The organism is Psychrobacter cibarius, from assembly GCA_030686115.1.
Taxonomy (GTDB): domain Bacteria; phylum Pseudomonadota; class Gammaproteobacteria; order Pseudomonadales; family Moraxellaceae; genus Psychrobacter; species Psychrobacter cibarius_C.
Genome location: CP131612.1, coordinates 339,535 through 355,173, shown reverse-complemented (window position 1 = coordinate 355,173; position 15,639 = coordinate 339,535). Strand labels below are relative to the sequence as shown.

Genomic DNA, 15,639 nt, shown 5'->3' with positions numbered 1-15,639 from the left:
ACCTTTATGGATATAAACGTTGATAGACAGTAGGTGTGGCAAAATCGCCTACCCCCGCAATGAGGTCGGCATTTATCTTATAGCCAGCAGTGCGCATAGACTGACCGAAAAATGCGTTTTGACCAGTAAACAGCGGATTTTGACTATTAGCATTCACTTGATCATTCACACTGTCATTGATGGATACATGACTATCATGAATAAACTGCGCTCGCAGTGGCTGCTGCTCGTCTCTAAAGATATATTGCAAAGTACCCTCTTGCCCACCCGTCGCTTGCATTAACTGCGGAATGATTTGTTCAACCAACGCCGCTTGCAATTGTCCAAGATCCGTCACTGACCATAAAAAAGCATGACCCAATTGCGCTTCCATTCCCACTGTTTGCGTAATGCGATTATTCAAACCGGCTAATAGCTTTGCCAAATCTACCGTCGCTGCTGGACTGTCAGTTTCTGATTTTTGGGGCACATGAATGATGGGTAATAATTCTGGTTGCGGTGGACATTCGATAAAACGAAAGCGCCGACGTAATGCCATATCAAGTGGTGCTAACGAGTGATCTTGGGTGTTCATCGTGGCATAAATATCGATGTTAGCAGGGATGCTAAAAACCCGTCCAGAATAGGCCAAATGAACGGCCATCGCGTTTGCCATGCCAGCCCGTTTGTCTGGCTCAATTAGACTGAGTAGCTCGCCAAATACTCGTGACACGTTGGCGCGATTGATCTCATCAATTAAGATGGCATAACGCTGCTCTGGATCATTTGCTGCCCTTTGACACAGTTTTAAAAATGCACCATCTTGAATGGCGTAATTCATTTGAGATAAGCTACTTGTTGTATGATTAGACGCTGCCATGACAGGACGAATGCCTTCGACAAACTCTTCATAGCCATATGCTTGATGGAAGCTAACCATGGTAAAGCGCTGCTGGCTAAAACCTTGATTTGGATTAGCTTGGCTTTGGTTGACACTGTTATCACGCTGCGCTTGCTGAAATTCGGCAAGTTGCTGCGATAGCTCTGTTAATAACTCAAAGCTTTCTGGCAGCAAATACCACGCACCGCCCTCATCTTTATCAAAATAGGCTTGGCTGGCACGGTTTTTATAAGTCACAGTTTTTGAATTGGTAGGGCTATGCATTTGAAGGACAGACCAAGCCGTATTGCTTAAGTTTTTTTCGCGGGCATTCTGTGCGGCTTTCGCGACAAAGAACGCATGATTGACGATTTCAGGCACTTTTACCAAGTCTTGGTGTTTAGATTGAAAATCCAAAAGTACCAAGCATACGATTTCACGCCAGCTAAGCGCTTGCAATAGCTGCCCTAACAAATCTGCCTCATCGGCTCTCGGCAGATAGTCGGTATATCGCTTAGCAATTTGTAACAGTCGATAGGTTTTTCCCGTACCAGCAACGCCTGTATAAATGATATTGGTCGGCACATGAATTGACGTGTCAGGCATAGCTTCATCCAGCATAGAAAAAGGAAATAAGAAAAATAATCAATAAGATACGCTAAAATATCATCATTATAGCGTGGCTGTCTTTATGGCATCCAGCAGCACTGTTTATGAAAGCATCTAAGTGATACGATGTTGCGTTGAGCGATAGCATTCCTAGCATCTAGAGTATCATGACGTTAGCCCTATTTTATAAGCGCAACAGTTCATGCTAATAATAGTAGGCAGACGGCGGTTAATGTACCATAGTGAGCATGGCAGCTTGCACAATAGGCATCCTATCAGCTGCTATGATGAAATATGTAACACTCAAAGCGTCATTTAATCTATCTACATTAAGGAATTTTGTATGTCAGGATTATTAAAAAAACTCCCTAGCAAGCTAACCAATAAATTGCCAGCCAAAACCTCTGACAGCACAAGATCGCCCGTCGAAAAACCCAACAGCACGCTCAAGCCCATCAGCAATCAATTTACCAAACTGTTATCTGTTACCAAATACTTACCTGCCAGCGCACGCTCGAGCATCTTATCCAAAGCCTTTGGTAAAGTGGTTCCATATGTAGGCACAACGGGCGTCTATTATGAAACGGTCGAACCCAACCAAGTCGTCGTGAGCTTAAACAACACCAAAGCAGTGCAAAATCATATTGGCTCTATTCATGCGGTCGCCATTACCTTACTTGCCGAAACAGCGACTGGTTTTATTTTGGGTTTAAACCTACCCTCTGACCGCGTACTATTGATTAAATCATACTCGGTTAATTTTTATCGCCCGATTAAAAAAGGTCAAATTGCAGCAGTGGCGTCTTTATCGGATGAGCAGCGCTTAGATATCCTAAATACACCAAAAGGCGAAATGGTAATTCCGTGCGTCATTCATGACCGTGAGTCTGACAGTGATCGTGACCCTATCGTGGTTGAGATGACATGGGCTTGGATTCCTAAGTCTGAATTAGAAGCCCGCCGTCAAGGCAAAAGTAGCGAAAAGCCGCTAGAAGCTGACACTGAATCTAAAACAGAAGTCGAAGCTGAGCAAAACGACCAATAACTGGTTAAGCATAAGTAAGACATAATGTGTCATCTAGTGTGATGAGACATTATGTTTGTTAAACTTGTATAGTGAATTTAAAAAAATTGTGAAAAAAACTTATAATAAGGAGACAGCGATGTCCAAGATTACCCATAAATTGACTACCCATTTAACTAAGGCGTTGCTCGTGGGCGCGTGCTCACTAGGCCTTGCTATGACAGCGAATGCGGCGCCAATGGCAAATACCGCAAGTGTGACTAAATCTAGCCCTGTATTTCTTGGTGATGGCGGTAATTATCCTTTTTCAGAAGCAGTACGTGTGGGCGATACGCTATACATGTCTGGACAAATTGGTTTTAAAGATGGCAAATTAGTCAAAGGTGGTGTCAAAGCCGAAGCCAAGCAAGCATTGGATAATATTAATGAAACCCTGTTAGAGTACGGCTATCAAAAGTCAGACATCGTCAAATGTATGGCGATGCTGACAGACATGGATGACTTTGACGATTTTAATAAAGTCTATAAAGCAGAATTGGCCAAACCTTATCCGGTACGTTCAGCCTTTGGCGTCGCTGAATTGGCGGCTGGTGCCAGCGTTGAAGTTGAATGTATCGCTGCAAAATAATAATGACGTCACACGTTAAATTATTAAAAGCACTGAACTATTCAAAACACTAAAGTATTAAAAACAGTAAAGAATGACCATCAAATAACTGGCTACCATAGCCAGTTATTTTTTTACCTGCTATGCAGACCCTTTGGCTGAGGTAGATTAAACCATCACCAATGCACTCTAGACATTTTATACAAGTATTGTGTCATCAGCTAAGGCACTCTCTTTCGTCACTCGTAGCACTTCCTCTAACGTCGTACGACCTGCAATGACTTTATGCAACCCATCCGCACGAATCGACGGTGTCTGCTGACGTGCGTACTCCTCTAGCTCATACTCGGCGGTATTACTATGAATCATACGGCGCAAGGTATCATCAACGGGCACCACTTCATATATCGCCGTCCGTCCTTTAAACCCTGATTGATTGCATTTGTCGCAGCCAACTGGTCTGGGTAGATTGATAGGTGTAGTTGTTAAAGTTTCAGCACCATTCTCTGAGACTGGCACAATACCAATTTCAGTAAATAATTTGGCTTGCTCACTATCAGCCACTTGCCAACCATGACAATGCGGGCATAACGTACGCACCAAGCGCTGGGCGACGACACCAATCAGCGATGACGATAATAAAAATGGCTCAACGCCCATATCTTGCAGACGCGTGACGGCACCAATGGCGGTGTTGGTATGTAAAGTTGATAAAACCAAATGTCCAGTAAGCGACGCTTGTACGGCAATTTCTGCCGTTTCTAAATCCCGAATCTCACCAACCATCACCACGTCTGGATCTTGACGTAACATCGCACGTAAACTTTTGGCAAAGGTCATATCGACTTTATTATTAACCTGCGTTTGCCCAATGCCATCGAGCTGAAACTCAATCGGATCTTCAGCGGTCAAGATATTACGGGTTTGGTCATTGAGATCGGTCAATGCTGAATATAGCGTCGTGGTTTTCCCTGAACCTGTCGGCCCTGTCACCAAAATAATGCCGTGTGGGCGATGAATCAAGCGTTTTAGCTCACTGTAATCGTTATCAGATAGCCCTAAATATGTCATATTCAGGCGACCTGCTTGCTTATCTAATAGACGCATGACCACGCGTTCACCAAAGCTCGATGGCAATGTCGATACCCGCACATCAACCTCACGCCCTGCCAGCCGTAAGCTGATACGTCCATCTTGTGGCACGCGTTTTTCGGCGATATCGAGCTTGGCCATGACCTTGATACGCGACACCAATAATGGCGCTAATTGGCGTTTTGGCGTAATGATTTCTTTTAATTCACCGTCAACACGAAAGCGCACGACCAAGCGTTTTTCAAAGGTTTCAATATGGATATCTGAGGCATTTAAACGTATCGCTTCGGACAACAATGCATTGATGAGACGAATAATAGGCGCATCATCTTGTTGATCCATCAGATCTTCAGTTTCAGGGACACTATCTGCCAAACTATCAAGATCAGGATGGTCTTCGAGTCCAGCGGCAATATGTTGCGACTCACCAGTATTGCCTGCATAAGCGGCGTTCATGCGCTTTTCAAAGTCATCGGCGCTGATGCTTTCATAAGTGGGCACACCGCGTACCCCTTGCTGCTGTAAAAATCGCACTGCCTCATTAATCGCTGATAATGGCGTGGCTTTGGTCAGCACCAAAGTCGCTGGCAGCTCAGGATCAATGGCAAGTATGGCCAAAATTTGATGGCGTTTCGCAAAACTGTACGGCAGTTGCATCATAAAAGCGACCTGATAGATAAAGATAAACTCAGAAAGAAACTCGTGTCAAAGCGTGGCAAACGTATTATGCTTAACTGGCTAAACCAAAAAAGACTGCAAGTAAGATTGCATGATTTTGTTATAATAGCATTTTGTTTTACTCGCCATTAGGATTTTCAGTTATGTCAGAGAACACAAGCACTGCTACTCATCCGACGCCCCTTTTACAAGACACTTTTACGGTCGGGAGTCGTACTTTTTCTTCTCGCCTGTTGGTCGGTACGGGCAAATATAAAGATATGACTGAAACGGGCGCCGCCATTGGCGCGTCGGCAGCAGAGATTGTCACCGTTGCTATTCGTCGTACCAATATTGGACAAAACAGCAATGAGCCCAATCTACTTGATGTGATTTCCCCCGATAAATATACCATCTTACCCAACACTGCTGGTTGTTTTGACGCCGAGACTGCAATTCGTACCTGTAAGCTTGCTCGCGAGCTGTTAGGCGGGCATAATCTGGTTAAGCTTGAAGTATTGGGCGATGAAAAAACCCTCTATCCGAATGTGATGGAAACGCTAAAAGCTGCCAAAGTATTGATTGATGATGGCTTTGAAGTGATGGTTTATACCTCAGACGACCCTATCGTCGCTCAAGAATTAGAGAGTATGGGCTGTGTGGCAATTATGCCACTTGGTAGCTTGATTGGTTCAGGTCTGGGTTTGCTGAATCGTCACACCCTCAGTCTTATTATCGAAAATGCCAAAGTACCGGTATTGGTCGATGCAGGCGTTGGCACGGCCTCTGATGCAGCACTGGCTATGGAGCTGGGCTGTGATGGCGTACTGATGAATTCGGCGATTGCCAATGCGCAAAACCCAGTCATGATGGCCCATGCCATGAAGCATGCCATCTGGGCAGGGCGCGCGGCGTTTTTGGCGGGTCGTATGCCAATGCGCAAAATGGCAACTGCCAGCTCACCGCAAACAGGATACTTTTTTCAATAGCTTTTAAATTTAATGACCATTATTAAATTCATAGTATTTAATAAAAAGTCAGCTATAAAATAATAATAAAAGAAGTAACTTTTACTCAACTTATCGTCATAAAAGGATTTATTATGCGGCTTCTCACAGCAGTCGACCAGTTGTTTTTACTTCTTGAGTCGCGTAAACAGCCCATGCATGTTGGAGGTTTATTCCTATTCGAATTGCCAGAGAATGCGGGTAGCGGTTTTGTTTGCCAATTGGTCAAACAGATGCAAGATTCTGATGTGTCGCCTACCTTTCCTTTTAACCAAGTGCTTGAGCATTTAGCTTTTTGGAAAAAGGACAAACATTTTGATGTTGAGCATCATTTGCATCATGTTGCCTTACCAAAGCCTGCACGGGTTCGCGAATTGTTGATGTATGTTTCAAGAGAACATGGTCGGCTGTTGGATCGTGCCATGCCATTGTGGGAATGTCACGTGATTGAAGGTATTCAACCAGAAAACGAAGGCGACCCTGAGCGTTTTGCCCTATATTTCAAAATTCACCATTCGTTGGTTGATGGCATTGCTGCCATGCGCCTTGTCAAAAAATCATTATCACAATCGCCCACTGAGCCAGTAACGCTACCGATTTGGTCATTAATGGCACGCCATCGCAATCAAGTCGATGCGATTTTACCCAAAGAGCGCTCCGCATTACGCATCATTAAAGAGCAAATATCTACCATTAAGCCTGTATTTACCGAACTGCTGGATAATTTGAAAAATTACGGTGATGACAGCTATGTCGGTACTTTTGATGCGCCGATGAGTGTGCTTAATAAACGCATTTCAGCATCACGGCGTATAGCCGCGCAGTCTTATGATATTCAGCGTTTTAATGATATTGCTGAGCGACTAAATATCAGTAAAAACGATGTGGTTCTGGCGGTATGTGCGGGTGCCATTCGTCGTTACCTCATATCCATGGATGCGCTGCCTAGCAAGCCGCTCATTGCTTTTGTACCGATGTCGCTACGTACGGATGACAGTGTGGCAGGCAATCAATTATCCTTTGTACTGGCCAATTTGGGCACGCATTTAGATGATCCTTTGAGCCGAATCAAACTGATTCATCGCAGTATGAATAACGGCAAACGCCGCTTTCGACGTATGAATCAAGCCCAAGTGATTAACTACAGCGTGATTGCCTATGCTTGGGAAGGTATCAACTTAGCGACCAGTCTATTTCCCAAAAAACAGGCGTTTAACCTGATTATCTCTAATGTACCTGGTTCTGAAAAACCGCTATATTGGAATGGTGCACGTTTACAATCGTTGTACCCTGCTTCTATTGTCTTCAATGGTCAAGCAATGAATATCACCCTTGCTAGTTATCTAGATAAGATTGAATTTGGGATTACGGCTTGTAGTAAGGCACTACCACATGTACAAGAAATGCTGACGCTTATTGAAGAAGAGTTGCAACTGTTGGAAACTACTAGTAAAGCGCTTAAGTTCCAAGGCATTACGGTTGAAGATAAAAGTGGCTATAAGAATAATGGTAAAACAAAAAAGCTGGCGCCATAATGGAACCAGCTTTTTAGTGTTAAGTTGTCTTAATAATTATACTTAAGTGGTGCTTAAAATGCATCACCCCACGTTGGGACAACCACTTGCATCAATGGCTTCAATAACTTAATGTTACAGGCGAAAATAGAGCCTGAAGTCATTGAGTTGTGTGCGCCTGTATGGTCAACCACCACGCCACGTGCTTCGGTCACGATAAGCTCACCTGCCGCGATATCCCAAGGCTTAATTGACATCTCAAAATAACCATCAAAACGACCAGCAGCGACATAACATAAATCAAGCGCAGCTGAGCCTAAACGACGAACTTGACCGCCTGCTTCAGAGATTTTCTGTAAGCTTTCAAAATGCTGCTTGGCATAAGAAATGATTTCGCCATTGCGCTTACGCTCAAGCGGATGACCAGTGGTAAATAGACCGCCATCAATCGTTTTGCGCTCGCTCACTTGCATACGGCGATTGTTCAAGCGCGCGCCTTTACCACGGCTAGCAGAGAACATCTCATCACGGACAGGATCATAGATCACGCCATGTTGGGTTACGCCTTTATGCTGTACGGCGATAGACACACAAAACTGCGGCACACCATGGACGAAGTTTTTGGTGCCATCTAGCGGATCAATAATCCAGCACCAGTCTGCATCTTCACCGCGACCTTCTTGCATACCAAACTCTTCACCCAAGTACGAGTGATTTGGATAGCTGGCTTTTAGGGTTTCAATCGTCAGCTCTTCGCTAAAGCGATCAATACGGGTAACCAATCCATCAAGCCCTTTTGACTCAATATCCAACTCGATTTTATGGCGGTTTTGATGCGCATATAAAATCTCTTTACCAACTTTTTCAGCAGTACGTGCTGCGATGACGACCATGGGTTCCATAAATAACCTATTTGCTTGATGAATGAATGTCAAAAATAAGACGAACTCTGTGCCCACAACATGCCAATCAGCCGCTGCATCACACTGTATTTATACGATTAAAAAAATGCGCCATTTAAAAGCGATGATCGCATTATACTAAAATTGTTCGATAAAAAACGAAAAAAACCATGACGTTCGCCAAACCAACCCAAATTTTGGTGGTCATCACAAACTGCGTAAGTTGTAAAAAAGTCAGCACCTACGACTAAGTAGGCGTTCGCTCTATCGATCGAGCTTTTATCTATTTAACCAATACTCTGTCCAAATGACAGTTTAAAAACTTAAAAACGTTCAAAGGTATAACTTACAGCAGCAACTGTTCAAGCTGCTTTACCACACCATTAACATCTAAACCACAATCAGCCATTTGCTCTGCTTGTGAGCCATGGGCGACAAAGCGATCTGGAATGCCGACATTAATAACGGCGGGGCGGTTGTCTTTAAAGGCTGGTGATTCGTTAAGCAAATACTCATTTACCGCACTGCCCGCGCCGCCCATAATCATGTGCTCTTCCAAAGTCGCAATGTGTGTAATACCTTGCTCTAACAACTTTTCTAATAATGCCGTGTCTAAAGGTTTTACCCAGCGCATATTAATGACATGTACCTGACAGTCTGATGCTATATCATTGTCAATTAAGCTTTCTGCCGCTTGCTGAGCCGTCGCAACCATGGTACCAAATGCGAGTAGCGCCAGCTTTTTAGGCGCACCCTCACTACCTAATACCGACTCTATCACTGCCTCGCCAACGTTATAAGTCTGTGCTGGCGATGCGATAACTGTGCCAGTACCGGCACCGCGCGGATAGCGTACTGCTGTGCAGCCTTGATATTCATAGCACGTATTGAGCAAATGGTAACATTCGTTTTCGTCTTTTGGCGCGGCAATCAGCATATTAGGTACGCAGCGTAAAAAGGCAAAATCGAATACGCCTGCATGCGTTGCACCGTCTTCACCGACTAGGCCAGCACGATCAATAGCAAACATCACATCAAGGTTTTGCAAAGCCACATCATGAATCAGCTGATCATAACCACGTTGCAAAAACGTCGAATAAATCGCCACAATCGGTTTGACGCCTTGGGTTGCCATACCAGCAGCCAGCGTGACTGCATGTTGCTCAGCGATGGCTACATCAAAAAAACGCTCTGGAAATTGATGGGCAAAATCAATCATCCCAGAGCCTTCTTCCATAGCAGGTGTGACGGCAAGCAGCTTATCGTCATCAGCAGCCTTATCACATAAGAATTGCCCAAACACTTGCGAGTATTTTAACGCACATTTGATGTTGGGCAGTGATTTTTCTGTGGCGACAGTCTGAGTATCATTCTTGATTTCGACAGGGAGCTTGCTGATAGCATGATAGCCGACAGGATCTAACTCAGCTGGGGCAAAACCTTTGCCTTTGGTGGTATAAATATGGACTAAAACAGGACCTTTTATCTGCTTGGCAAGTGACAATACCCGCAGTAGCTCAGGGATATTATGACCATCAAACGGACCAAAGTAGGTAAAACCAATCGCTTTAAATAAATTGTCTTCTAACTGCGGCACATCGCGCATTTCTTTGTGACGCTTACGGCGATCAAAGCCTTGCATATCAGGGCGCTGGCATAGTACTGGCTCGCCTGTATCAGAGATATCAACCTGATATCCTGACTCCCACAGCATCGCTAAATGCCGTGAAAAACCACCGATAGAGCAAGAGATCGACATGTCATTGTCATTTAAGATGACCAATAAATCCGCATCTTGTTGCACCGCATCATTCATCGCTTCAAACGCCATACCACCGGTCATTGCACCATCACCAATGATACAAGCAACGGTTTGCGCGCGACCTTGATAGCGCAGTGCTAAGCTCATGCCTAGACCAGCTGAGATTGACGTCGATGAATGACCAACGCCAAAGGTATCGTAAACGGATTCTGCACGCTCAGGAAAAGCAGTCAAACCATCTTTTGAGCGAATCGTCGCCAACTGATCACGGCGACCTGTCAAGACTTTATGAGCATAGGCTTGATGACCCACGTCCCAAACGATTTGATCTTGCGGCGTATCTAGTAAGTAATGCAGCGCAATGGTCAACTCAACCACGCCCAAATTGGCACCAAAATGCCCACCGCTTTGACCTGCTGAATACAATAGAAATAGCCGCAGCTCATCAGCCAAGGTGATAAGTTGAGCGGTTGTCAGAGTATTAAGATCAGCTGGCGCTGCAATGCTATCCAGCAAAGGCGTATCAGGACGGACGCGTGGAATCACAGTATAAGTCTGCTGTAAATTCGACAGCTGGGCAGCAGAATCGACAGCTGGCATAGATACGGACTGAGACTGTGGGGAATGAGGTGACTGCTGCATAAACCGTACGATACCTACCAATCTGCTGACAAGACAGCCTCTTAGTGCATAATGCTACCTAAGTGACGTCAATAATATCTACACCATTATTGGTGTAATCGACCATATAACTGTTCATAAATTTATTCAGGCAGCCTATATGTCTTTATATAAACATATAGAAGCTGCGCCGAATAGCACGTACGCTGCCGTAATGGACAGCGATGGAGCTTTGCTTTCGCGCTTTCATAACAAGGGATAATATTATGCCTTATTATTCTGCATCAATATTGGATGTTAGTGACGACATAGTAATGTAAGGGCAAAGACTTGTCACTGTATCCGTCAAAATAGTATGGCATAATAGCATTTATTTTTAATTGTCGCTTTAATCATCGTGCGTCGTTTGTGAACTTTGTGTGTTTTTATAATAAAGACAATCAGCATGCACTCTTTACGAATGAATTATACTGGCATAATCCTACTTTCATCATGCAGCTAGGATGTCATCGCTGTTTTAATATGGTTAAAAAAGACCCTCTACCGCCACGCTTATCGGCTTATGCAGGACATTAATGTCATATCAATTTATTACCAGTGCCAAACTACCTACTCGTCATGGCGAGTTTGATATTCATATCTTTGAAAACGACGAAGGTCAAGAGCATGTGATGCTGACTGTCGGTCTGCCTGTCGTCGATCAACATACGGCGGACAACTCCCCGAGTCAAACGGACGCCACGCGAGCAGAAAAAACCATTCCATTGATTCGTATTCATTCAGAATGCTTGACGGGCGATGCTTTTAGCTCATTAAAATGTGACTGTGGACCGCAGCTCAACACGGCGATGCAGGCAATACAAGAGACTGGCTGCGGGGCGATATTATACTTGCGCCAAGAAGGTCGCGGTATTGGTCTGACCAATAAGATTCGCGCTTACGCCCTGCAAGACCAAGGTCATGATACTTTAGATGCCAACCTCATGTTGGGCTTACCCGCTGATGCGCGCATTTATGATATGTGCGGCCCGATGCTCGCTCATATCGGTGTTGACGCCGTCAGACTCATCACCAACAATCCAGACAAAGTGGCTTATCTAACCGAGCACGGTATTAATGTCGTGGAACGCGTGCCTTTATTGGTTGGGGTGAATGATATGAATGCTGAATATTTAGCGACCAAGCGCGACCGCATGGGTCATTTATTAGATAAAGATTTCAATACCGCGTTACATCTTAATAAGTAGACATCAATACACTAAATAAATAGATATTTTATGAGTATTTCAAATACAGATAATAAGACAGAGCTATCAGCGACAGACTTAACAGTGCCAGCCAATAACGACATCATGCGTGTGCGTGAATTTCTGGTCGATTTGCAGGCTCGTATCTGTCAAGCCTTAGAGGCGCAAGAGCGCGATGGTGGCGGCAATGCAACCTTTGTGCCTGATGACTGGGAACGTCCTGAAGGCGGCGGCGGTCGCTCGTGTGTCCTAGCAGATGGTGAGGTGATTGAAAAAGCGGGTGTAATGTTCAGTCATATTCACGTGCATAACTTGCCTGCTTCAGCCACTGCACGCCATCCCCATATCGCTGGTCGTAAAGCCCAAGCCATGGGGGTCTCATTGGTTGTCCATCCCAAAAACCCGAACGTCCCAACCAGCCATGCCAATGTGCGTTTGTTCGTTGCTGAAGCTGAGGGCGAAGACCCTATTTGGTGGTTTGGTGGTGGTTTTGATTTGACGCCGTTTTATCCCGTACTCGCTGATTGCGTGCATTGGCATCAAGTCTGTCATGATCTGTGCGCGCCTTTTGGTGACAGCGTCTACCCTGACTTTAAGCAATGGTGTGATGAGTATTTTCACCTACGTCATCGTGATGAGCAACGCGGTATCGGCGGCTTGTTTTATGATGATATCAATACAGAAAGTCGCGGCTGGGACTTTGAAACCTGTTTTAATTTTATGAAGGCGGTCGGCAACGGTTATCTTGACGGTATCATGCCCATCTTTGAGCAGCGTAAAGATACCCCTTATACCGAGGCACAGCGCGAATTTCAGCTCTATCGCCGTGGTCGCTATGTTGAGTACAACCTTGTTTATGACCGCGGCACGCTATTTGGACTACAAAGCAATGGTCGTATCGAGTCTATCTTAGTCAGTATGCCGCCGCTTGCCAGCTGGCATTATCGCTTTGAGCCGACTGAAGGCTCGCCTGAGTTTGCATTGACCGATTTTTATCTAAAACCACGCGATTGGTTGACTCGATAGTTTGTGTGAATATAATAAAGGCTAAGGTATTTATTAGCTTGTCTTTAGAGAGTATCAAGAAGGTCAGCTATCCACGCTGACCTTTTTATATGAGCGCAAATTTATATGAGCGAAAGTCACTGACTCAAAAATTACGATGATATAACAACTAAATTTACGTCCACTGCACGGATAACCGTTACAATGAAAACTATTGTTGGAAAAATCCTTTAGAAGCGAATGCGTTTCCAAAAGATGATGAGGTAATTTTTATAACAATACGCTTTATTTAAAAGCAGTATTTAAAAGAAACCTTTCGATTTAGAAGAAGCCTTTAAGGGCAGATACTTAAAAATAGTATGTAAAGCCAGCGTTTATAAGCGCGCCTACTACTAACCAATTTTACAGGAGTAATTCACATGGCACAGTTTCATACCAACCAATCATTAAAATCTATCTTTGGCATCACATTGATGGCAGCCGCCCTAGGTCTAACAGCGTGTAGCACTGCCACTGACCCTGATGTAAAAGCCCGCCAAGATAGCATGAAAAGCTATGGTGATGCGATGGGTGTCATGGGTGATATGATGAAAGCACCTGACACCTTTGATGCCGCCGTATTCAAAGAGCAAGCCGCATTTTTAGCAGAAGACGCTGCTACGCCTTGGAGTCATTTTGAAAATAAAGAAGCCGTTGGCAATGCGACTGATGCCGTTTGGTCAAATGCCGATGGTTTTCGCGCAGAAGCAGAAAACTTTCAAAAAGTCACTGCTGAGCTGAACGCTGCTGCACAAACAGCCACTAGCATCGATGATGTCAAACCAGCCTTTGGTGAAGTCGGCGCCAGCTGTAAATCATGTCATACCGATTTTAAAGTCAAAACTGACTAAATTGTCATAAATTGATATCGTAAAAAAATCCGCCATGTCATTTGATATGGCGGATTTTTATTTCGAAAATATTGTGTAAAAGACCGTTCTTTAAAATAACGTGCTAAACAAATTACCCTGCCGCTGCTTTATTAACATCGTTATTAACATCGATCGCCTTTTGCTCATGCAATTTATTCACAATTGATGTCACTGATGGATCACTCAAATCTATCGTGCGTATCGGGAATGGAATGTTGACGCCTGCTACATCGAGTGCGCTCTTAATCTCTACGATCACTTGATGAATCGAGGTCACTTTGTTGGCTTGAGTGCCATCTTCGATAAACCAACGTACCATCAAATCAATCGCTGAATCACCAAAACCCGTAGCAATCACACTTGGCTGCGCTTTCTTCGATACGCTTTCGACTTTATCTAACGCCTGTAGAATCTCAGCTTTTGCTGCTTCGATATCATCTTCATAGCCAATACCAACAGCCACTTGCAAACGGCGCTGCTTATAGGCGGTATTGACAGTCAATGCTGAGGTATACAAATCAGAGTTGGGAATAACCACTTGCCGACCGTCATACGTCTTGATAGTCGTGGCGCGTATTTTAATATCCTCAACCGTCCCTTCATAGTCGCCTGAGACAATCTGATCACCGATGCGAAACGGCTCTGAGATCAGCAGCAAAATACCAGAGAGCAAGTTTTGAAAAATATCTTTAAAGGCAAAACCAATAGCGACGGAACCAATACCGAGTGCACCAATCAGCTTAGCAGGGGTAAATCCTGGCACGGCAATCACCATAGCAATCATAAAACCGATAAAAATGATGAGTGCGCCGCCTACTCGCTGAAACACTTTAACCAAATTCTGATGCCGACTGCGACTGCCTAAAAGTTTGTATACCACTTTTTTGAAGACAATCGATAGAAACCAAAAAACCAGAATAACAATAATTGATGCGACAAAATAAGGAATGCGTTCAACAAAGCCAACCACTATCTCATTTGCTGAATCAATGATGCTTTGATATGTCAGCACATCTGTTGTCACTGGTTCAGCCGCTATATTGGTATTTACTGTCGTTTCTGCCTCAGAGGTAGGCATCTAGATGTCACTCCTTTGGTTGGTTGGCTTTATGCTTCCATTCACTCGATTAATTGATTGTTTGACTGGGGCATGTCCTAGATTAACTGGCGTATTGACGTACCAGCCTGTCAAGCTAGCCCATTAAATCTGCTTGTACAATTTCAATCCAGTAACCATCAACATCTTTGATAAAGGCAATGTTTTTCATGCTGCCATCTTCTGGACGTTTTTTAAATTCGACATTATTTTTATCAAACCAAGCAACCGCTTCATCGAGACTAGGTACGCTAAAGCAGATATGTCCAAAACCTTGTGGCTCACCATTACCATCATGATAACTAAAGTCAGCTTTCGTTTCGGTACCATAATTATGGGTCAATTCTAAGATGCCGCGTTGACGGAAGGCAAAGATTTCCAAATCATCACCCGCGGGCAAATTGTCGCGCTCGCTTTCGGTTAACTTGGCTAAAAAGTACAAATCAAAACCCATATCAGGGAATTTTTTGACCGCCAGTAAAGTCATACCAAGGACACCAGTATAAAACGCCAACGACTTGGCAGGATCTTTGACACGTAGCATGGTGTGGTTAAAAGTAAAACCTGTCGTCTGTGCTGAGATAGGCTGCACACCATCGGTATTGACGCTGCTCGTTGGTTGAGCGATAAGTGATTCGTTATTATTATCAGTGGCTGAGCCAGTATTTGCTATAGACATAGTCATCCTAATATTGACAAAATAGAGAGTTTAAAAGCAAGCGTGTG

13 protein-coding genes are annotated in these 15,639 nt (G+C 44.2%); 7 read left to right on the top strand and 6 right to left on the bottom strand.

Translation table 11 applies throughout. The annotated features are described in order from the left end of the window. Positions 1–4 precede the first annotated feature (4 nt). A complete protein-coding gene (locus Q6344_01535; protein WLG14067.1) occupies positions 5–1,465 on the bottom strand; it encodes an AAA family ATPase in 1,461 nt (486 codons plus the stop codon). Positions 1,466–1,811: 346 nt separating this feature from the next. Between Q6344_01535 and Q6344_01530 the strand changes: the two genes are divergently transcribed. Both Q6344_01530 and Q6344_01525 read left to right on the top strand, forming a co-directional pair. Continuing rightward, positions 1,812–2,513: a DUF4442 domain-containing protein gene (locus tag Q6344_01530; GenBank protein ID WLG14066.1), complete on the top strand. Its 702-nt coding sequence runs from the start codon at positions 1,812–1,814 to the stop codon at positions 2,511–2,513. A 118-nt stretch (positions 2,514–2,631) separates the two neighbouring features. After that, positions 2,632–3,120: a RidA family protein gene (locus tag Q6344_01525; GenBank protein WLG14065.1), complete on the top strand. Its 489-nt coding sequence runs from the start codon at positions 2,632–2,634 to the stop codon at positions 3,118–3,120. Between the two features lie 177 nt (positions 3,121–3,297). Here the strand turns inward: Q6344_01525 and gspE are convergent, their stop codons facing one another. Further along, a complete protein-coding gene (gene gspE / locus Q6344_01520) occupies positions 3,298–4,851 on the bottom strand; it encodes a type II secretion system ATPase GspE (protein WLG14064.1) in 1,554 nt (517 codons plus the stop codon). A gap of 161 nt (positions 4,852–5,012) precedes the next feature. On the opposite strand from gspE, the gene Q6344_01515 reads away from it, so the two are divergent. Both Q6344_01515 and Q6344_01510 read left to right on the top strand, forming a co-directional pair. Next, the gene (locus Q6344_01515; protein ID WLG14063.1) at positions 5,013–5,837 is read left to right on the top strand and encodes a thiazole synthase; all 825 of its coding nucleotides are present in this window, start codon (positions 5,013–5,015) and stop codon (positions 5,835–5,837) included. 113 nt (positions 5,838–5,950) lie between these two features. Further along, positions 5,951–7,390, top strand: a complete 1,440-nt coding sequence (locus tag Q6344_01510) for a wax ester/triacylglycerol synthase family O-acyltransferase (GenBank protein WLG14062.1) — start codon at positions 5,951–5,953, stop codon at positions 7,388–7,390. 53 nt (positions 7,391–7,443) lie between these two features. On the opposite strand, the gene Q6344_01505 is transcribed toward Q6344_01510, so the two are convergent. Together Q6344_01505 and dxs are read right to left on the bottom strand one after the other, a co-directional pair. Further along, the gene (locus Q6344_01505) at positions 7,444–8,271 is read right to left on the bottom strand and encodes an inositol monophosphatase family protein (GenBank protein WLG14061.1); all 828 of its coding nucleotides are present in this window, start codon (positions 8,269–8,271) and stop codon (positions 7,444–7,446) included. Between the two features lie 346 nt (positions 8,272–8,617). Continuing rightward, a complete protein-coding gene (gene dxs / locus Q6344_01500; GenBank protein ID WLG14060.1) occupies positions 8,618–10,675 on the bottom strand; it encodes a 1-deoxy-D-xylulose-5-phosphate synthase in 2,058 nt (685 codons plus the stop codon). Positions 10,676–11,229: 554 nt separating this feature from the next. Here dxs and ribA point away from each other — a divergent pair. From ribA to Q6344_01485, 3 genes are all read left to right on the top strand, one after another. Next, a complete protein-coding gene (gene ribA / locus Q6344_01495) occupies positions 11,230–11,901 on the top strand; it encodes a GTP cyclohydrolase II (protein ID WLG14059.1) in 672 nt (223 codons plus the stop codon). Positions 11,902–11,931: 30 nt separating this feature from the next. After that, entirely contained in the window at positions 11,932–12,927 is a 996-nt protein-coding gene (gene hemF, locus Q6344_01490; GenBank protein ID WLG14058.1) for an oxygen-dependent coproporphyrinogen oxidase, read from the top strand. A 398-nt stretch (positions 12,928–13,325) separates the two neighbouring features. Further along, a complete protein-coding gene (locus tag Q6344_01485; GenBank protein ID WLG14057.1) occupies positions 13,326–13,796 on the top strand; it encodes a cytochrome c in 471 nt (156 codons plus the stop codon). A gap of 112 nt (positions 13,797–13,908) precedes the next feature. Here the strand turns inward: Q6344_01485 and Q6344_01480 are convergent, their stop codons facing one another. After that, positions 13,909–14,895, bottom strand: a complete 987-nt coding sequence (locus Q6344_01480) for a mechanosensitive ion channel (protein ID WLG14056.1) — start codon at positions 14,893–14,895, stop codon at positions 13,909–13,911. 115 nt (positions 14,896–15,010) lie between these two features. Further along, a complete protein-coding gene (gene gloA, locus Q6344_01475; protein ID WLG14055.1) occupies positions 15,011–15,592 on the bottom strand; it encodes a lactoylglutathione lyase in 582 nt (193 codons plus the stop codon). Positions 15,593–15,639: the final 47 nt, after the last annotated feature.